Below are 15,199 nucleotides of genomic sequence, written 5' to 3' on the forward strand. Positions count from 1 at the left end.
GGGCTCCCGTGCCTCTCGCTTTGGGCTGGAAAGCTTGCGCGGCGTTTCAGATGTGGGATTTGCCCTGGAAGTACGCTGGGCGGGCCGCGATCTCGCGGGCGATGAATTCGTCGGCGAAGAGGGGCGCGATGTGAGTGATGCGTTTTGCGAGATTTCGCCGGCGGGCGGCGGCTTTGCGTTCATCGCTCCAGCGCTTGATCGGTGCGGGCGGCGGAAAGTCGATGCAGATGGCATAGCCGGCGCCTGGTCGCCAAAGTGCCGATACTGAGCTGGGGCAAGGCCTACCGGCCGGCACATCGGCTCTGGCAAGCTCGCGAAGACCAGGGGGAGGGATGTGCGGCAGGCTCCAGCGAAGGGAGTATGTCCATAGGGGTGCGTTCATCGCCGTTCTCCTGAGTGGCGGATGGAAGGTCATCGATTATGAGGGGGCCGATCGTGTCGCCGATCGGCGGCGTGGATTATTGCGGGATACGGCGCTGTTTCAGGTAGGCTTTGAGCTCATCCTGGTTGTCGCGGACCCATTCGAGCGTCTTGAGGACGCATTCGAGGCGGAGCTTGTGTTCGGCCATGATGCTTTCACGGCCGCGGGCGCGCATGGTATCGCGGCCATGTTGCTCGAGGAGTTCACGCACCTCGTCAATCTGGGCATAGATGGAACGTTCTGCCATGGACGAGCCTAGAGACGGTTGACGAGCCGCAGTTTGCGCTGTCGCAAGGCGTCGGCGAGTTTGATGAGGACCTGGCGCATGAAAGCGCGGCTGAAGCGGCCGAATGAGACAACGAGGGGATCATAATCGATCGGCTCGACGTGAAACGACGACGACAGTCTGTCGGTATTTCCTTCGTCGAGCAGGATCCAGCACGGCTGATCGCCCTTGAGCTTCAGCCGCCGGCGTTCTGTTTCGGGAACCTTGATGGCAAGTCGGTCGGAAGTAGGCAGCTGTCGAGTCAACGGGAACAGGACGACGTCGCCATGTTTGGAATTCAGGGGGACCACGATGCACGCGGGTCGTGGCTTGCGGCCGGCAACTTCGCCTTTGTCGTGTTGCCTGGCCCAGAGGAAGTAGTAGGAGATGACAAGGCCGGTTTCTGGCTCAACCATCCTTGCCATCCTCGCGGTCGTATTGATCCGCCAGCGCGATGAGCCCGTCGGCGACATCGTCTGGAATGGTGTCGAGTGTAAAGGCCTGACGATGATCGTCGGTCTGTTGACGGCGTAAGGCGTTATAGTCGTCGATGCTCATGAGAACGAACCTCGGTTTGCGGTGATGGGTGATAAAAACAGGGCTGCGCCGGGCGGCGTCAGTGACGTCGCCAATGTGCTTGTTGAGGTCTGCGGTGGTGAAGTGGCGCATTGAAGCCTCCGAACGGTCCTGAATATCCATTATATCCATATTTTTGGCCATTTGAAGGACTTTCATGCCGCGGCGCCGCGTGCATCGAGTGCGTTGTCGTCCCGCCTTGTAAGATCGGCCAAGGCGATAAAACGCTTCTGATCGGCCGGCGCGCGTTTGACGCGAAAGTCTCCGTCGACGAACGCCAGAACCGAACGAGACGGCAAGGAACCTGCCGGCGAGAGCGCGATGCAATCGCCGGTGCTGTGTTGTGGTGAGCAGGCCTCCTACTCGCCTTTGCCGGCGAGCAGCCTGGCCCAACTGTCGCGCAGGAATTTCGGGATCTCGAAATCCGGATCGACGAATGCCATGTCGATCACCTTGATCGGCACGGGCAGGGGAGTAGATGGCGCAATACCAGGTGGAGGTGGCTCGCACAGCGCGTTGAGCAAGGCCGCGAGTTCCGAGCGGTCACTGATCGTCACCTTGATGGTGTCGGCCGGTGGCAGATGCTCGCTGACGCGATATTTCTCGGCGTCGCCTTTCATGTCGAACCAGCGCCTCTTGACGTTGTAAACGATCATGACGTGACCTCCTTGATGTTGCGTCTTGCGACTTCGGCTTTCAACGCGATCTCCCATTCGGGAATGATCTCGACGCGAGGGCCGCGTGTTCTGGTCGCTCGTCGTTGGCGGATGCGTTTGTTCTTGTAGGCGGTGGCCCAACGCTGAGCGGTCTGGTCCTGTGCTTCATTGCGCGCATTTTTGGCGGTCTGCCATACGGTGTAGAGTAAGGCGTACTGCACGCGCTCCGGCATGGCGAGGATAGCCGCCTCGAGATCGCCGAAGGAGGGGACGGCGAGCACCTCACGGCCGCCGCCATGCTGCATCAGGATGTAAAGGCCACCTGAACAGCCTGAAAGCTTGGCGAGTTTGATGGCATGGCTGCCGTAGTCGACGGCGTTGCCGGTACCGCGACGAAATATGCGGCTGTCACGTGAAGCGGCGTCGAAATCGCCGAGAGGGGCGGCAATGATCTCGAAACCGTCGAAGGCTTCGCAACGGCCGCGGTCGCTCTGTTCGTAACCGTGGCCAAATCGGATGAAGGCTGCGTGCATGGTGGTAGGTCCTTCTTATGAAGGTTGACGGGGGAAAGCGGCTGTCAGTCGGTGGTGGTCACCGCGCCGTTGGGTGTGAGAGCGCCGATCTCGATCGCGTTGCGGATCGTGTTCTTGATGGCCTGGGCTTCGACAGTTTGGTGCCAGTCATGCCAAAGCTGCTGTCGGCGCTTGTACTCGGCGCTGTCCTTCCACTCGTCGTAGGAGGCAAAACCGAGTTCGTGGCCCTGATCGGCGCCTATGAAAGGAGGCTGATCGGCGAGAGAGGGCGACGTATCGGGTTGAGGGAGACAGCGAACATCAAAGACGCCATCTGTGCCGTGAGCGTTGTCGTCTTGACCGTCGTCATGGACGGCGAACCAATAGGTGCGTTCGCCTTGGTCGATGTCGTCGTCCGTATAGACGTGATAGATATCGACGCCCTTGTGCTCCATGAACAGCTTCGCGGAGCGGAATTCGAAAACGTGCGGCATTTCTGGTCTCCTGAAACAGAAAACCCGGCGTATGAGGCCGGGCCGGGCTGGGGGATGTCTGATGAAAGGTGGCTAGCTGCGGGCCTCGCGGTTGATCAGCGCGATTTCGCGCTTGAATGCGCTGATGGGCCGCTCGCCGATATCGAGCTTGGTGCCGCCGGGAAGGGGCAGGTAGCCGATATAGCCGCGCATGTTGTAGCAGAGCTCCCCGACGCGCACTCCGTTAAGGAGGACGTCGTAGCGCATCTTTGTCTCGAGCATTGATCGCCGGCGCGGCGCCTCGATCAACGTGATCTTGTGAAGAGTGGTCATGTTGCAAATTCCTTGTCTGTGGGGTTAGGCGGCGAGAGCGGCGGCTGCATCCGTCGAGATGCTGCCGGGCTGTAGCTGGTGGAGGTATTGGACTGCCTTCTCGGCATGTGACGCGGCCGTAAAAATGGCTCGCCTGTCGTTTTTGAGAATCTTGATCCAACTACCGATGTACGCGGCGTGATCCTCTCGGGGATGGTCTTCGACGCCGAGATCCGCGCAAATGAGGCAAGCGCCAATTTCGGCCACGCATTCTTCGAGCGCGTATCCTGCGTCGCCCCAGACCTTGCGACCGAGATCGCGATCGCAGCGGGAAGGCAGCTTGGTCCAGTGCACAGTTTCGTGCGCGAGGACGGAGACGTAGGACGCGGCGGATTCGAATGCGTCGAAGACCGGCATGGCGATGAAGTCGCCAGATGGCATGTAGAAGGCGCTGTTGCCGCCGAAACGCACGTCAGCACGCGTATTGGCAAAGAACTCGTCGGCGTTGACGATGCGTTGTTTGGGATCGGCCGGGACAACAGGAGCGGGATGGAAGCGGTCGGGCAGATTGTCGATCTGGTCGCAATTGAAGACGCAATAGCCCTTGAGGAAGGGAATGCGTTGCTCGATCTCTTCGCCGGTCTCGGTTTCCGCCGTCTTTTCGATCGCGCCGGCATAGACGACAAGCGTCGACTTAGAGCCTTTGCGGACCTGGCCGCCGAGTTCCTGCGCCTGGCGATAGGTCATCCAGAAAGGCGAGCAAAAGCCCTCCGATGTCGCGGCCATCCAGAGCAGAACTGTATTGATGCCGCGATATGGTACGCCGTTGTGGCGTAGCGGACGTGTCGTGGTGCCATTGGCGCCCCATGGTTGGTGCCATGGCCGGACTCCGGCCTCGAGTTGGTCGACGATGGTGTCGGTGATGCGCTGATAGACGTCGCTGCGCATCGAGGTCGAATTTGATTTCGAAGTGGACATGGAGTCGGCTCCTCTGGGGAGGACCGGGGGAAAGCCACTCTCTCCCGCGACGGCCCGTCACTGCGGGCCGGCCGGACTTTTACTCTTGAGGGAGGAGGGGTGCGCCGGCGTCAGATGGTGGGCTCTGGCGGCAGTGCTGAGGCGATAAGGCGCTCTACAGGCAGGGTTGGAACCTTGCGATGGAAGACGGCGTCGGGATCTGGACGGCTATTGAGCCAGTCCTGGACCTGCTCGGCCGCAAGGCGCATGGCGACCTGCAGCGGCAATTGTCGCAATCCGGTGTCGACCAGGTCGGAATTGGCATCGACGAGATCGAGAATGAAGGTGAAGGGAGCCGTGCGTATGTCGGGTTCCTGTTCGTCGGAGATCGTTCCGTCGATCTGTGAAACGATACGGCGGGCAAGGGCCTCGTCGGCAACAAGCCACTGCGCGAGGGTCACGAAACCATTTTGTTCGTGATCCGCGGCGGTGAGTTGGATCTTCATCGCACGGCTCCTTTCTGTCAGAGCGCAAAGGCGCGCACCAGGGACTGGTTGGCGCGGTGATAGGCCAGTGCGATCGCACATACCTCGATGGCGAGTTCCGGTGAGCAGAATTTGGACGCTTTGACTCGCTGCTGGAAATTGTCGATCAGCTCTTCATTGGGTGTGGCGACATGAAAGCGAGCGACGAGCCAGGAAATCTGCTGGATCGGAATGATCGGATCAGCTTTGAATTCCTCGACTTTGAGGGTGCCGCCGCGGATAGAGGCGCGTCGGGCCGCTTCAATGGCGTGTTCCTGCTCGGTGAAGAGGGCGATCGGCAGCTTGTGGTTGATGGCGAAGGCGTCAGGGACAAAGACGTTTTCCTCGTTGGGTGAGACATAGAGCAGCCGATCGTCATTGATGGTGCGTTCGGTGTAGAACTCGCGGGCGCAATAGCGCAATAGAGGGTCATGGTCGGAACCTTTCATCGTCTGGCGCCGGCCGGGGAAAGCCTCTCTCTCCCGCCAGGGCCGGTCACTCTGACCCGGCCCAACTCTTCCTCTGGCGGTTCCAAAGAGCGTGATCGATGAGGAAAACTTGTAGTGAAGGGCTACCATTGATTAAGCGTTCGAGTCATAAAGCGGGCGAGCATGACCGAATGTGAGAATGAAGAGGAAGGTTGCTTGATGCCGCGACATGTGGGCGCCGTTGAGCGCAAAGACGATGTGTCGAGAGACGATGATGGCCTGTTGCACGAGAGATTGAGCAAGGCGTTGATCCGCATCCGTGACGAAAACGGCCTGCTGAACAAGGAAATGGCAGAACGATTGAGAGTGACCGAAGGCTATATGTCTCAGGTCCTGCATGGCCGACGTGACGTGCGTCTGTCGATGCTGAATCGGATGTCGAAAGAGTTTGGAGTCGACGCCTCGGAACTGATTACGGATGCCGAGAAGGCCAAGGCTGCCAGGGGAGGCGGCGCGGAGCCGACGCCACGTCGTCGTTATAAGGCAGCCGAAGCCGAAGGGGCTGCTCTGACGGCCTGAGTCGCTGTTTCCTTCGCGTTGATGGGCAGTCTAATCCGCACGATCGTGCCTTTCTGTAAGACCGAGTCCAGGCGCAACGACCCTCTTAGTGTTTCCACGATCTCAGCGCAGCTTGTCAGTCCGAGCCCCATGTGGCGGCCGGATTTCGTCGAGAAAAATGGTGTATCGGCTTTCGAAAGAACCTCTGGCGACATGCCTTCGCCATTGTCCATAACTTCGAGATTCAGCTCCTTTGATCGCCATAATGTCGATGGCTTGACCTGTGCCCGGATTGCCACCTGGCCGTTTGGACGGCCGTTAATGGCTGTGCGGGCATTCTCGACAAGTTCGCCGAGAAGCAACATGAACAGCGTCGAGGGAATGGGGAGATCTCGCGCGGCCTCGTCGACGTCGATCGATACCTTGTCGCCACCATTTTGGGTGAGTAGTTCCAGAACATCGCCAAGGGGTTGAGGCTGGTAGTCGCGCTTGGCGCACGCAATGGCAGTGAGCGAGCCGTTGATCGTTTCGAGTTCGGTTGCTGCGCGGCGTGCGGCATCTATCAGAACGGTGGAAGGCCGCCGTCGGCCGGTGAGGGATTCGATGAACAGGCGCAAGGCGCTGATGCGCGTATGGGTCATATGCTGATAGAGCACCGCCATGGATCGCAACTGCTTGTTATCGCGCTCCTTGAGCGCATAGCGCTGATGCAGGGCGAGCGAGCAGATGGCGACAAGGCCGAGCGCAACGCCGAAATAGTACCAGTTTCGAGAAGCGCCGATATCGATCTGGGTTTTCTGGTGGAGCGTCGCGCTATGATTGACCGTCGCGCTCGAGATCTCGAACATTTCCTGCTCGAGGGATTTCATCGTCGCCAGTGCAGCCGCGTAGTTCTGCCGGTTTTCAATCGTCGAGGTGACTTCGGTGTCGATCCGGGTGTTCAAAGCCTCCAGCAGCCGGACTTCGCGCGGCGGCAAAAACCTGACGACATAGGGCAGCTTCAAAAGCTGCTTCACATTGACATCTATCAATCCAAGCTGGCGTCGAATGTCGGGCTCGAGGTCACCGGTTTTGTCGGCGATCTGCAGATAGCCGGCGACGCGAATTATGCGCTCGCGGACCTGGGCGACGCGCCATTGGATCTCGTAGGTTTGGGTTAGAATCTCTTCCGTATCGAGCCGGTATTGCTCGGATTGAAAATAAGACCATGCGCCAAGGCCGGCGGCGAGCACCAGGCCGACATAGGGGATGACCAGCCACGAGGCGAGCTTGGGCAGCTTCATTGTGGTGTTGGTCTGGCGGCGATCGGGAAGAAGACCCAGATGGAATTCCGTGCCGGGACATAGGAAGAGGGCAGTTCATCGAGGGGCCAGACGATGAAATGAGGACCTCTTTCACTGAGGTCGATCGGGCGGAAGTCCTGCCCTTCCTTGCAAAGCCCATTGGTGATGTCGGTCGCCGTGCAGGTACGTTCGATGGCGATGATCGGGTTGTATGAACGAATTTCGTCGAGCTTTATCTCCGACAGGAAGTCGTCATAGGCCATGATCTGGACCGATGAGTTCTTGTCCAGGCCACCGCTCTGCAGCACATCGAGGAGGAGGGGACCGCGCCACTGGATCTTCTCGTCGTCTGTCGTGCTCCACGGGGTTTTGGTGTCGATGGTCACGTTTTCGAAGACTGTCCGGAGCTGATCGGTCGTGAACACCTTGATCGGCTTACCGGCGGCCTCTTCAACCGCGAAGGTGCCTGGATCGTCGTAGGCGCTGTGTGCTGGCGCAGTTGCGGTGAGCAATAGGCCGAAAAGAGCAATAGCGAGTATCTTCATCAGATCTCGTCTCCTACCTGATATGTGCGCGGGCTGAAGTCTTTCGAGAACAGCACGCAAGGCCCGCTCGACGCGCGCGGATCATAGGCAAAGCCCTTATCGGACAGGCTTCGTGTGATGTCGCGAATGCCCTCAAGGCCATAAAGGTGATCGTGGAATTCCATCAGGATTCGGTCGACGCCGTGCAAATCGGCATCGCGCGCCAGCTCTCGTTCGGCGCCCTCGATGTCCATGACCAAGACATTGATATTGTGGGCAGCGATCACCTGATCGATGTCGTGGGATTCTATTGCAATGACTGCTTCATAGGGGCCTTGCTCTTCGTTCAACGACGACATCCAGAGATCTCGGCGCACATAGAACTCGTATGACCGTGACGGGCCGGCGGTGAGGAGACCGGACTTCAATTCGATGTTGTCGATCGTATTGGCCGCGATGATCCGCTCGGCGAGGCTGACGGTGTCTGGATTTGCTTCATAGGCGTGTACTGTCGTTCCGGTGATGCCGGCGATGACACTGGTGATGATGCCGAGACCAGCGCCGAGCTCGAGGACGCGATCATGCCGGCGAACTGCCCGTTGGACGGCCTTCACTTCCTTGGCTTCGTAACGGCCGGTTGCAAGCTCATCCCAAATGACCGGCGACACATCGCTTGGGGTGAGGGGCAGGTGAACATTGTGAACGATCAAATCAGATATCTCCGACCGAATGGCCTTGCTTGCGCATCTTGCGAATTGCGTTTTTGAAATAGCGCTCGGCTGAAGAGACTTCGATCTCATAGACTTCAGCCATTTTCAGGTAGACCTCTTTGCGCTTCTGACCTGTCGGCCGGCTGATCATCATCTCCACGACCTGTTTTTCGCGCCGGGATAATTCGCCGAGACCGCCAACATGGCGGCGCTGGCTGGAGAGGTCCGCCAGTTGCAGCGCGAACGTGTCGGGAACGATCTCCTCAAGCAACTCTTAGAGGCGCAAGCGCGACAGGCCGATTTTGGCGACATAGCCGTTGATGCCGATCTCGCGCATGACATCGGCTTCAGTTTCGCTGTCCGTGCCGGTCAGTACCAAGTGCTTAGCATGTGGAGAGGCCTTGACGATCTGTGTCACGACAGAAACCCGATCTTCGTCCAGGCCGGGATTGAAACCGGGCAAGCCCGGATCGATTACGACGAGATCGAAGGCGTTGGGCTTCAACAGCGCCAGGGCGGCTTCTAGCGTTTGCGCCCCTTCGACATTGCAACCTGAAAAATGCTCTTCAATGATCTCCATGACGGTCAAACGCATAAGATCCTGGTCTTCAATAATTAGAGCGCGCTTCATCGTCTCCCGGAATAGCATCTCGTAACGGTTGTGATCGGCGCCGACGGGTTACCTTAGGCGCCTGATATAGCACGCTAATCCCTTCAGGCTACGCCTGCAAGGCAGGGATGTGTGAAGGAGTTACTCCGCGATCGAAAAATAGGGATGAATTCATCACTATCATTGGTTGTAACATCCCGTAGTAGTGAGGCCATGCGGCTTGAATTGATATGGTCAAATGAGGCGGAAGTGGCTGACGTGAATGTTCACGCGGCCATAGCGGCGCATAGGCGCATTGTGCGCGATCTGGTCAATTTCGCGCGAAAATGCGATGAAAACGTCAGCAAAGCCAAGGACGATCTGGCGGTGTGGCGAAATGAACACCTTTCGGCCGAAGAGCAGTCCGCTTTGATGGTTGTCGCCACAGCGCCAATTAGCAACCATGGCGATCTGCAGGCTAAAGCGCTGTATTTGGCTGAGCTCATAGAAGCTGATCCGGAATGTGTCAGTCCTGATGACCTCGTGGCGGCGTTCCGGACGATGGCGACGCCGGTATAGTTCTTTCGATCTATTTTAGCTGTCCGCCAGAGCGTTGGTGTGGTCCTTGGCGTGCGAGAGCACCCATTGCTGCAGGCGCCGGCCGAGCGAGGCAGCAGTCTCCGGCAGCATATCTTTCGGGGTGATCTCGAAAAGCGGGCCAATCTCTTCCATGCGCGGTAATGTCTTCGCCTTCGCGGCGAGATAGATATCGGTGTCCATGCCCATCGCCTCGACCACGAGGCGGACAGGTGGATGGTTGCCGTAGGCCGTTTCTATGATGAAGTCAGGCCGGCAGAGGCCCTTTGATGTCGAGATCGCGAAGAGTGGCTTGATGATGGTCACGCGCAACCGCGGCGCAGCGTCGAATAAGGTTAGCTGCAGCCAGATCAGCAGGTGAGCGACATCGCGCTCAAAGCCGGATTCGACGGGAAACAGGGTGTCGCCGTTGAGCACTGGCTGCGCGTAAGCCTGCACGGCGCGCAGATCTCCGTCATCCTCGTCGCCGAAGTCGGCATTGGCGATTGTCAGAAATGGGCCTCGATGGCGCGGATCGCCGCGCAGCGGCTGGCGCAGACGCGAGTGGAGCGCGATCGGTTCTGATATAGCGGCCGGACGGATGAGTTTTTCGGTCACGCTGGGCGTAAACAGGATCATGAAGCCGGTGCGACGCTGATTGGGAGCCCAATCGGAGCGCGATTTCCGCAACATGCGCTGGAAGCGCGACGTCTTGTCCTTGAAGTCTCCTGCCCAGGTGGTCGACAGCGCACTGAAGCGCCAGGTGCGTGTGATGCGCCATTTGACGCCGGCATTGTGGATCGCCGCCAGTTGGTCTTTGAGCCGATAGGTCTCGGGGTGTTCTTGCAGCGGCTTCAGAACATTGATGGCGGCCGCGTCGAGCAGCCGCCAGAGGACGACGGCAAGTTTCGAGGGTCGGTCATTACGCTCACGGTCGCGGTCCGGAGCGCTGCGGTTTGCATCGGCAAGCCGCGATGGAATCGGGGGCAGGGCGTCGATATAGGCCGTATCTCGATGGCGGACAGGGCGAAGATTGAAGGCCCGATCGTGCGAAGACGGCTCGAAATCGCGATCGACATGAAACGGGCAATTCTCGTCATGGTTTGGTCGATCTACACGGGCATGTGGATCGCCATCGGCAGGGGTGAGGCGGCGCAGGGTGAAGGTCCGCTCTTGCTGCAGCGGCGCCAGCAGCGGCTTGAATTCACCATTGACGCAATCGCACTCGATCCAGCCATCCTTGGTTTTGGCGCGGCGGATGACGGCCAGCGCTGTTGCTTCCTGGTCGGCCGATGACGAATGACCGTACCACGAGCGCAGCGCGGTCGCTTCGTCGGCCGATATCTGGTCGACGTGGTATGCTGGTGTGCCGCGCAAGACGATCCGCATCAATTGAGCTGCCGGGCGTAGTTCTTGCGGGCCTGTGTCTGGAGCTGCCGGCGCAGGTTAAGCCCGCCGGCGGCGTAACGATCGCAGAGATTTCGGTAGAGCCCGCCGGCGGAACGTGTAATCTCCCCGTCGGCCTGGCGCTGGAGGACGTGGGCGAGCAGGATCGCGGCCGGCGCGCGGCCGATATTCGCACAGGTGTCGGCCCAGAATTCCTGTTTGATGCCGGCATTCGGGCGCAATTTCGCGGCGGCGTCTATCAAGTCGTACATGGTTCGCACCTGTCCAAAATGATACTCGCGTAAAATCGGGCAAGCGTCCAGCACTAGCTCGACCTCAACGGCCGGCGCACTTTTCCCTCCTAGCTTGCGGCCGGAGGCCGCTCCACTTCTCTGACAAGTTTGTGGATGGAATTCTCGGTTGTTTATGTAGCTGCCGTCGAAATTGTCAGGCGCGGCCGTCACATTTTCAGAGCATGAAGCATCGTCATAAGCGTCTCTGGCGGCGTCAACGCGGTCATCGAGCAGCTGCAGTTCGGCGAGCAGCTGGCCAAGAACCTTTAGGTCGGCCCTGATGTGCCGGCGCGGGCGTTTGGCGAGATCTCCGTAGCGATCGACGATTTGATCGAGATGGCCGGCTAGATCGGGCCAGTCGTCAACGTCCGGATGATCGTCAGCGGCGGCCATGAGCTTCTGCTTGATCGCTGTGCGCGTGGCGACGATCAGGGAGACTAGTTCATGGCGCTGTTGGCGCTCGGCCGACATGCTTGCGGCTATCGCCTGCAGCTCGGAGTAGCGTACGGCGATCGGGGCCAGATTAAAACCGTAGGCGGTCCCGTCGCTGGCGCAGTAGCGCTTTCTCGTTGCGCTGTCGTTCATGGTGATCAGGCCGGCCTCGATGAGGGTGTTCGCGGCCCGGGCCAGTGTTCGTTCGCTGATGCAGAGCCTGGTGCAGATCATCCGGTTGGATGGATAGGCGACAGGCGGGCGCTTCGGGTCGCTCCAGTCCTTGTCCTGGGTGACGCGCATCAGGAAGTCGAGCAGCTGGCGCGCAGAGGCGTTAAGCTCGAAAGCCGGGATCGCATCATCCCAGATGGCCCAGATTTCGGCCTTGGTTCGGATATGCTCGCTGCTGTACTGTCGCGCGCAATCGGTCGCCCTGGTGTGGGCGGCTGTGGCAGGTCTTAGGCCATGAAACATCGTTGTCCCCTTCCATGCGGAGCGGGAACGCAGGCAAAAAAAAGCCGTGGCGCCTAAAGCGCAGCTATTGATTCTTCGGGGGATTTGGGTAGACTGACCCTAAGTTGTTTCAGAGCTCGCAATTCTGAACATTAGGTGGTCAGGGTCAGTCCACTCGATCCCCCAAAAAGAAGGTCCGGCACTTGCCGGGCTTTTTTTTTGCGTTCTCGTTTTCTCCAGTTTCGATCGTTGGCAAATCAGTTGCGACGCAACGGTATGTGATTCACCCTGATTGTGGCAAGGCAGGATTATACGATCGTGAAATATTTCCATGCCATAGAGTCAGGGTTCCCATCCCATCGCAGGGCGGAATTCGGGCAAATAAAAGCCGTGGCGCATGAAGCGCGGGCTCTTGCATTTTGTCGGGGAATTGGTAGGCTTGGACCCAAGTGATTTCAGAGCGGCAATTCTGAAAGTTTGCAGGTGGGAGTGCCTAGTCATTCCTCCGAAGAAGGTCCGGCTCCGGCCGGGCTTTTTTTTTGCGTTATCGAGATCTCCAAGATGGTGAAATTCGGCACGGGGCGCACTTGCGCTTGAGTCGCGACCGTATGTGATTCCGCCCGGCAGTGCTAGATCGGGTTATACTATAGTGATATTTCCTGGCATATTTGTTACGATTTGATGGGAATCAGGGTTACGTGGTGTGAAGGGGAGACGGGTTGAGCGTGATTGTTTCATCCAATCGGATACTGAAACAGGCCCGAAAAATAACCGAAACAGGGCGCATGCGGCTCTTACAATCAAGTGGCATCGGAGTCATAGATTCGCGGCGGTGGCGAAGGGGAGGCCATTCTCTGGCTGAAAGTGAAGGTTTGGGATGCCGCGACATCAAGGTGCCGGTGGCGGTCGGAAGGACGGTGTGAGTAAAGCAGTGGACGACGAAAAATTGCATCAGCGGCTTAGCAAGGCGCTTATCCGCATCCGTGACGAGCACGGTTTGCTCAACAAGGAGATGGCAGAGAGGTTGCAGGTCACGGAAGGCTACATGTCTCAAGTTTTGCGTGGTCGTCGTGACGTTCGTCTGTCGATGCTGAATCGCATATCCAAGGAATTCGGGGTGGACGCGTCGGAACTGATCGGGGATGACGATCTGGACGACGATGGAGACGGTGGAAAAAGCGGGGGCGATGAGCCAGGGCGCAAGCGTCGCTCTAAAATAGCCGAGCCGCCGCATGAAGGGGCGATACCGGCGTTATGATGACGGCTGCCTGGAGTGATGTTGAGCACGAGCAAGCTTGAAGATCAGCTGGGCGGTGTCGCCCTTGCGATGATTTTTTCGTTCATGGCGTACCGGGAGGCTGTCGAGATTGCAGACAGCTGGGCCGGAGTTTCACTGATTGGAACATTGGCGATCGCCGGGAAGGTGGCGTGCCTGGCTTTCCTCGGCCTGGTGCTGGCGCTGACGATCGTTCGTCATGATGTGAAAAGCGTGGCAGCGGGTCTGGAGCCGCGCCTGACGGCGATCGGCGGCACGTTCTGCCTCTTGCTGCTGATTGGGTTTCCCAAGGGGTCGCCGCCGGCGGCGATCGGCGTCCTGTCGAACATCCTGATCGTGGTTGGCGCCAGCCTGTCATTCTGGTGCGCCATGCGGCTCGGGCGGTCGTTCGCGGTTGCGGCCGCGGCGCGGCAGCTCGTTGTGAGTGGACCTTATGCTCATGTGCGCCATCCGCTTTACGCGGCCGAGGCGCTGACGGCGGTGGGCGTCGTGCTGGCGCATTGGTCGCCGGCGGCGCTGGCTATGCTGATCGTTTGGGGTGTGTTGCAGTACCGACGTGCCGGCAATGAGGAAAAGGTACTCGCAGCGGCCTTTCCCGACTATGCGGTCTATGCGGCAAAGGTGCCGCGCCTGATTCCGTCGTTACGCGCCTACGAGGCTGAAAGAGAAAGCCCGCGAGGATCGCGGGCTTGAGGAGATTGACCGACTAAGCCGCGGTTCAGTGTCTAAGGTTGAAATAGTGGCGGGAGATCTTGCCGGTCTCCTTGTTGCGAATGTCGAAATAGTAGGGATCCTTGCGCTTTGCGCGCGGGAAAGTGGTGGTCGTGGAGCAGAGCTGGTCGGCGACACGACGGGCGCGCGTGTAGTAGCCGGGCTCGTCGCGATCAATGAGCGAAGAGCAAGCGACCTGGACCGGCTTAGCACAGCCCGGAATCGATCTTTCTCGTCCGTTATCACCGCCGCCGGTGCCAGCCGAGATGTTCACCGGCGTGGAGCCGGCCGGGCAGTCTTCATATTCTTCGCGACCGGGCTTGCCGGTGCCAGCTTGTGGGCAGGCCGGCCAGTAGCCGGGATGAACCTTGCGGATCGCAAGCAGCTTCATGACCGGCGGAACGCAGTAGGGCACGCCTTGCCAGGACGGATTTTGAGAGGCGACGCAAAGCAGGATTTTGCATCCGAATTCCGCGTCCTGGGCCGCCGCCTGACCGGCCGAGAGGCCGAGCATCGCGCCGGCGATTGCTGGAAGTAAGTACCGGATAGGTTTCATGATGTTTTCTCCTCGTAAATTTCGTAATCAATGCTCGGATGTCCAAACGCCACCGATCTTCACAAAACGGAGTGTTTTGGGCATTTGAGTTCCATTCTTTGTCACGACCAAGCCCGAGCAGACGACGCCTGGGGTAACAGTGTCTTTTTGACATTCATCAACACTGATCGATCCACCCGAGAAAACGCCGGACTGGAGAGCCGCTGAGGCTTCTTCGCTAGTGGGTGCATCAAGGCGCGATGCTTCTTGATACTCATCGACCTGCTTCTGCAGCGTTGCAAGCTGGGTGGTGAGGTCGGCGATCTTGGTTGCCTGGACATTGTTGGCGACTGCGTAACCACCACCTACGCCGATAAGCAGAGAGACGAGGCCGGTAATGCTCAATGAGACGGTCTGGTTCATGGTTGCTGCCTCACATTATTGGTAATCGGTGATGCCGAGCCGCTTCATCACCTTGGCGGGATCGGTATCGCAGTCATTCTTCCAGTCCGGGTGTTGAGCGCAGGCGTATGCGTACTGGCTGAGAGCCGCGTTGGAGAGATCGGCGAGTTCGTTGCCTTTCTCCATCCATTTGCGGACCTCGTCTGGTGTGCAGCCCATGCCGCCGGCGCCGCACTGAGCGGGATCGAGTTGAGCGGCCGGTGGTTGCGAAGTCTGCGCAACGGCAGTGGCAATCGGCGACGCTGCCGAGGCAGAAAACACAAGTGCGATCAGAAAAGTCTTCATAA

Annotated in this window: 25 protein-coding genes; 4 read left to right on the top strand and 21 right to left on the bottom strand. The window is 58.9% G+C overall.

Features of this window, described 5'->3' with window-relative positions; all coding sequences use genetic code 11:
* Positions 1 to 46 precede the first annotated feature (46 nt).
* The 11 genes from NDO48_RS18885 to NDO48_RS18935 all read right to left on the bottom strand — a co-directional run bounded on the left by NDO48_RS18885 (position 47) and on the right by NDO48_RS18935 (position 5,145).
* Complete coding sequence (locus NDO48_RS18885) at positions 47 to 382, bottom strand: hypothetical protein (RefSeq protein WP_267322058.1); 336 nt, start codon at positions 380 to 382, stop codon at positions 47 to 49.
* A 76-nt stretch (positions 383 to 458) separates the two neighbouring features.
* Entirely contained in the window at positions 459 to 668 is a 210-nt protein-coding gene (locus NDO48_RS18890) for a hypothetical protein (RefSeq protein WP_267322059.1), read from the bottom strand.
* An 8-nt stretch (positions 669 to 676) separates the two neighbouring features.
* Positions 677 to 1,102: a hypothetical protein gene (locus tag NDO48_RS18895; protein ID WP_267322060.1), complete on the bottom strand. Its 426-nt coding sequence runs from the start codon at positions 1,100 to 1,102 to the stop codon at positions 677 to 679.
* Positions 1,095 to 1,355 carry a type II toxin-antitoxin system Phd/YefM family antitoxin gene (locus tag NDO48_RS18900; RefSeq protein WP_267322061.1) on the bottom strand — a complete coding sequence of 87 codons (261 nt, stop codon included), beginning with the start codon at positions 1,353 to 1,355 and terminating at the stop codon, positions 1,095 to 1,097. Before NDO48_RS18900 ends, NDO48_RS18895 begins: the two co-directional genes overlap by 8 nt.
* A gap of 266 nt (positions 1,356 to 1,621) precedes the next feature.
* Positions 1,622 to 1,918: a hypothetical protein gene (locus NDO48_RS18905; RefSeq protein ID WP_267322062.1), complete on the bottom strand. Its 297-nt coding sequence runs from the start codon at positions 1,916 to 1,918 to the stop codon at positions 1,622 to 1,624.
* Complete coding sequence (locus NDO48_RS18910) at positions 1,915 to 2,451, bottom strand: hypothetical protein (protein WP_267322063.1); 537 nt, start codon at positions 2,449 to 2,451, stop codon at positions 1,915 to 1,917. The genes NDO48_RS18905 and NDO48_RS18910 overlap by 4 nt, the downstream gene beginning before the upstream one ends.
* A 44-nt stretch (positions 2,452 to 2,495) precedes the next feature.
* Positions 2,496 to 2,924 carry a hypothetical protein gene (locus NDO48_RS18915; RefSeq protein ID WP_267322064.1) on the bottom strand — a complete coding sequence of 143 codons (429 nt, stop codon included), beginning with the start codon at positions 2,922 to 2,924 and terminating at the stop codon, positions 2,496 to 2,498.
* A 72-nt stretch (positions 2,925 to 2,996) separates the two neighbouring features.
* Positions 2,997 to 3,236 carry a hypothetical protein gene (locus NDO48_RS18920; RefSeq protein ID WP_267322065.1) on the bottom strand — a complete coding sequence of 80 codons (240 nt, stop codon included), beginning with the start codon at positions 3,234 to 3,236 and terminating at the stop codon, positions 2,997 to 2,999.
* A 24-nt stretch (positions 3,237 to 3,260) separates the two neighbouring features.
* Entirely contained in the window at positions 3,261 to 4,193 is a 933-nt protein-coding gene (locus NDO48_RS18925) for an ArdC family protein (RefSeq protein WP_267322066.1), read from the bottom strand.
* Positions 4,194 to 4,303: 110 nt separating this feature from the next.
* Positions 4,304 to 4,678, bottom strand: coding sequence for a hypothetical protein (locus tag NDO48_RS18930; protein ID WP_267322067.1), 375 nt, complete (start codon positions 4,676 to 4,678; stop codon positions 4,304 to 4,306).
* A 17-nt stretch (positions 4,679 to 4,695) separates the two neighbouring features.
* Complete coding sequence (locus tag NDO48_RS18935; RefSeq protein WP_267322068.1) at positions 4,696 to 5,145, bottom strand: hypothetical protein; 450 nt, start codon at positions 5,143 to 5,145, stop codon at positions 4,696 to 4,698.
* Positions 5,146 to 5,307: 162 nt separating this feature from the next.
* On the opposite strand from NDO48_RS18935, the gene NDO48_RS18940 reads away from it, so the two are divergent.
* Positions 5,308 to 5,703, top strand: coding sequence for a helix-turn-helix domain-containing protein (locus NDO48_RS18940; protein WP_267322069.1), 396 nt, complete (start codon positions 5,308 to 5,310; stop codon positions 5,701 to 5,703).
* Here NDO48_RS18940 and NDO48_RS18945 read toward each other — a convergent pair.
* Genes NDO48_RS18945 through NDO48_RS18965 form a run of 5 tightly spaced genes read right to left on the bottom strand, consistent with a single transcriptional unit; the run spans position 5,661 to position 8,830 of the window.
* Entirely contained in the window at positions 5,661 to 6,965 is a 1,305-nt protein-coding gene (locus NDO48_RS18945) for a sensor histidine kinase (protein ID WP_267322070.1), read from the bottom strand. The genes NDO48_RS18940 and NDO48_RS18945 overlap by 43 nt on opposite strands.
* Positions 6,962 to 7,510 carry a hypothetical protein gene (locus tag NDO48_RS18950; RefSeq protein WP_267322071.1) on the bottom strand — a complete coding sequence of 183 codons (549 nt, stop codon included), beginning with the start codon at positions 7,508 to 7,510 and terminating at the stop codon, positions 6,962 to 6,964. The genes NDO48_RS18945 and NDO48_RS18950 overlap by 4 nt, the downstream gene beginning before the upstream one ends.
* Positions 7,510 to 8,208 carry an FkbM family methyltransferase gene (locus NDO48_RS18955; protein WP_267322176.1) on the bottom strand — a complete coding sequence of 233 codons (699 nt, stop codon included), beginning with the start codon at positions 8,206 to 8,208 and terminating at the stop codon, positions 7,510 to 7,512. Before NDO48_RS18955 ends, NDO48_RS18950 begins: the two co-directional genes overlap by 1 nt.
* Positions 8,201 to 8,470, bottom strand: coding sequence for a hypothetical protein (locus NDO48_RS18960; protein WP_267322072.1), 270 nt, complete (start codon positions 8,468 to 8,470; stop codon positions 8,201 to 8,203). The genes NDO48_RS18955 and NDO48_RS18960 overlap by 8 nt, the downstream gene beginning before the upstream one ends.
* A 3-nt stretch (positions 8,471 to 8,473) precedes the next feature.
* Positions 8,474 to 8,830 carry a response regulator gene (locus NDO48_RS18965; RefSeq protein ID WP_267322073.1) on the bottom strand — a complete coding sequence of 119 codons (357 nt, stop codon included), beginning with the start codon at positions 8,828 to 8,830 and terminating at the stop codon, positions 8,474 to 8,476.
* A gap of 192 nt (positions 8,831 to 9,022) precedes the next feature.
* Here NDO48_RS18965 and NDO48_RS18970 point away from each other — a divergent pair, with 192 nt between their 5' ends.
* Complete coding sequence (locus tag NDO48_RS18970) at positions 9,023 to 9,367, top strand: hypothetical protein (protein ID WP_267322074.1); 345 nt, start codon at positions 9,023 to 9,025, stop codon at positions 9,365 to 9,367.
* Between the two features lie 15 nt (positions 9,368 to 9,382).
* Here NDO48_RS18970 and NDO48_RS18975 read toward each other — a convergent pair whose 3' ends face one another.
* Entirely contained in the window at positions 9,383 to 10,753 is a 1,371-nt protein-coding gene (locus NDO48_RS18975) for a hypothetical protein (RefSeq protein ID WP_267322075.1), read from the bottom strand.
* Positions 10,753 to 11,949, bottom strand: a complete 1,197-nt coding sequence (gene repC / locus NDO48_RS18980) for a plasmid replication protein RepC (protein WP_267322076.1) — start codon at positions 11,947 to 11,949, stop codon at positions 10,753 to 10,755. The genes NDO48_RS18975 and repC overlap by 1 nt, the downstream gene beginning before the upstream one ends.
* Before the next feature lie 898 nt (positions 11,950 to 12,847).
* Here repC and NDO48_RS18985 point away from each other — a divergent pair.
* Both NDO48_RS18985 and NDO48_RS18990 read left to right on the top strand, forming a co-directional pair.
* On the top strand, positions 12,848 to 13,186 hold the full coding sequence (locus tag NDO48_RS18985) for a helix-turn-helix domain-containing protein (protein WP_267322077.1): 339 nt from the start codon (positions 12,848 to 12,850) through the stop codon (positions 13,184 to 13,186).
* Between the two features lie 21 nt (positions 13,187 to 13,207).
* Entirely contained in the window at positions 13,208 to 13,897 is a 690-nt protein-coding gene (locus NDO48_RS18990; RefSeq protein ID WP_267322078.1) for a methyltransferase family protein, read from the top strand.
* Between the two features lie 25 nt (positions 13,898 to 13,922).
* On the opposite strand, the gene NDO48_RS18995 is transcribed toward NDO48_RS18990, so the two are convergent.
* Genes NDO48_RS18995 through NDO48_RS19005 form a run of 3 tightly spaced genes read right to left on the bottom strand, consistent with a single transcriptional unit; the run spans position 13,923 to position 15,197 of the window.
* Positions 13,923 to 14,471, bottom strand: coding sequence for a hypothetical protein (locus NDO48_RS18995; protein WP_267322079.1), 549 nt, complete (start codon positions 14,469 to 14,471; stop codon positions 13,923 to 13,925).
* A gap of 27 nt (positions 14,472 to 14,498) precedes the next feature.
* Positions 14,499 to 14,873, bottom strand: coding sequence for a hypothetical protein (locus tag NDO48_RS19000; RefSeq protein WP_267322080.1), 375 nt, complete (start codon positions 14,871 to 14,873; stop codon positions 14,499 to 14,501).
* 15 nt (positions 14,874 to 14,888) lie between these two features.
* A complete protein-coding gene (locus tag NDO48_RS19005) occupies positions 14,889 to 15,197 on the bottom strand; it encodes a hypothetical protein (RefSeq protein ID WP_267322081.1) in 309 nt (102 codons plus the stop codon).
* Between the last annotated feature and the right edge of the window lie 2 nt (positions 15,198 to 15,199).

Origin of the sequence: Aminobacter sp. MET-1, assembly GCF_026521175.1 — a bacterium.
Taxonomy (GTDB): Bacteria; Pseudomonadota; Alphaproteobacteria; order Rhizobiales; family Rhizobiaceae; genus Aminobacter.

Excerpts from the sequence above, each read along its gene's own strand:
- NDO48_RS18885 (WP_267322058.1), bottom strand. The coding sequence starts at position 382 with ATGAACGCACCCCTATGGACATACTCCCTTCGCTGGAGCCTGCCGCAC.
- NDO48_RS18890 (WP_267322059.1), bottom strand. The coding sequence starts at position 668 with ATGGCAGAACGTTCCATCTATGCCCAGATTGACGAGGTGCGTGAACTC.
- NDO48_RS18895 (WP_267322060.1), bottom strand. The coding sequence starts at position 1,102 with ATGGTTGAGCCAGAAACCGGCCTTGTCATCTCCTACTACTTCCTCTGG.
- NDO48_RS18900 (WP_267322061.1), bottom strand. The coding sequence starts at position 1,355 with ATGCGCCACTTCACCACCGCAGACCTCAACAAGCACATTGGCGACGTC.
- NDO48_RS18905 (WP_267322062.1), bottom strand. The coding sequence starts at position 1,918 with ATGATCGTTTACAACGTCAAGAGGCGCTGGTTCGACATGAAAGGCGAC.
- NDO48_RS18910 (WP_267322063.1), bottom strand. The coding sequence starts at position 2,451 with ATGCACGCAGCCTTCATCCGATTTGGCCACGGTTACGAACAGAGCGAC.
- NDO48_RS18915 (WP_267322064.1), bottom strand. The coding sequence starts at position 2,924 with ATGCCGCACGTTTTCGAATTCCGCTCCGCGAAGCTGTTCATGGAGCAC.
- NDO48_RS18920 (WP_267322065.1), bottom strand. The coding sequence starts at position 3,236 with ATGACCACTCTTCACAAGATCACGTTGATCGAGGCGCCGCGCCGGCGA.
- NDO48_RS18925 (WP_267322066.1), bottom strand. The coding sequence starts at position 4,193 with ATGTCCACTTCGAAATCAAATTCGACCTCGATGCGCAGCGACGTCTAT.
- NDO48_RS18930 (WP_267322067.1), bottom strand. The coding sequence starts at position 4,678 with ATGAAGATCCAACTCACCGCCGCGGATCACGAACAAAATGGTTTCGTG.
- NDO48_RS18935 (WP_267322068.1), bottom strand. The coding sequence starts at position 5,145 with ATGAAAGGTTCCGACCATGACCCTCTATTGCGCTATTGCGCCCGCGAG.
- NDO48_RS18940 (WP_267322069.1), top strand. The coding sequence starts at position 5,308 with ATGACCGAATGTGAGAATGAAGAGGAAGGTTGCTTGATGCCGCGACAT.
- NDO48_RS18945 (WP_267322070.1), bottom strand. The coding sequence starts at position 6,965 with ATGAAGCTGCCCAAGCTCGCCTCGTGGCTGGTCATCCCCTATGTCGGC.
- NDO48_RS18950 (WP_267322071.1), bottom strand. The coding sequence starts at position 7,510 with ATGAAGATACTCGCTATTGCTCTTTTCGGCCTATTGCTCACCGCAACT.
- NDO48_RS18965 (WP_267322073.1), bottom strand. The coding sequence starts at position 8,830 with ATGAAGCGCGCTCTAATTATTGAAGACCAGGATCTTATGCGTTTGACC.
- NDO48_RS18970 (WP_267322074.1), top strand. The coding sequence starts at position 9,023 with ATGCGGCTTGAATTGATATGGTCAAATGAGGCGGAAGTGGCTGACGTG.
- NDO48_RS18975 (WP_267322075.1), bottom strand. The coding sequence starts at position 10,753 with ATGCGGATCGTCTTGCGCGGCACACCAGCATACCACGTCGACCAGATA.
- repC (WP_267322076.1), bottom strand. The coding sequence starts at position 11,949 with ATGTTTCATGGCCTAAGACCTGCCACAGCCGCCCACACCAGGGCGACC.
- NDO48_RS18995 (WP_267322079.1), bottom strand. The coding sequence starts at position 14,471 with ATGAAACCTATCCGGTACTTACTTCCAGCAATCGCCGGCGCGATGCTC.
- NDO48_RS19000 (WP_267322080.1), bottom strand. The coding sequence starts at position 14,873 with ATGAACCAGACCGTCTCATTGAGCATTACCGGCCTCGTCTCTCTGCTT.
- NDO48_RS19005 (WP_267322081.1), bottom strand. The coding sequence starts at position 15,197 with ATGAAGACTTTTCTGATCGCACTTGTGTTTTCTGCCTCGGCAGCGTCG.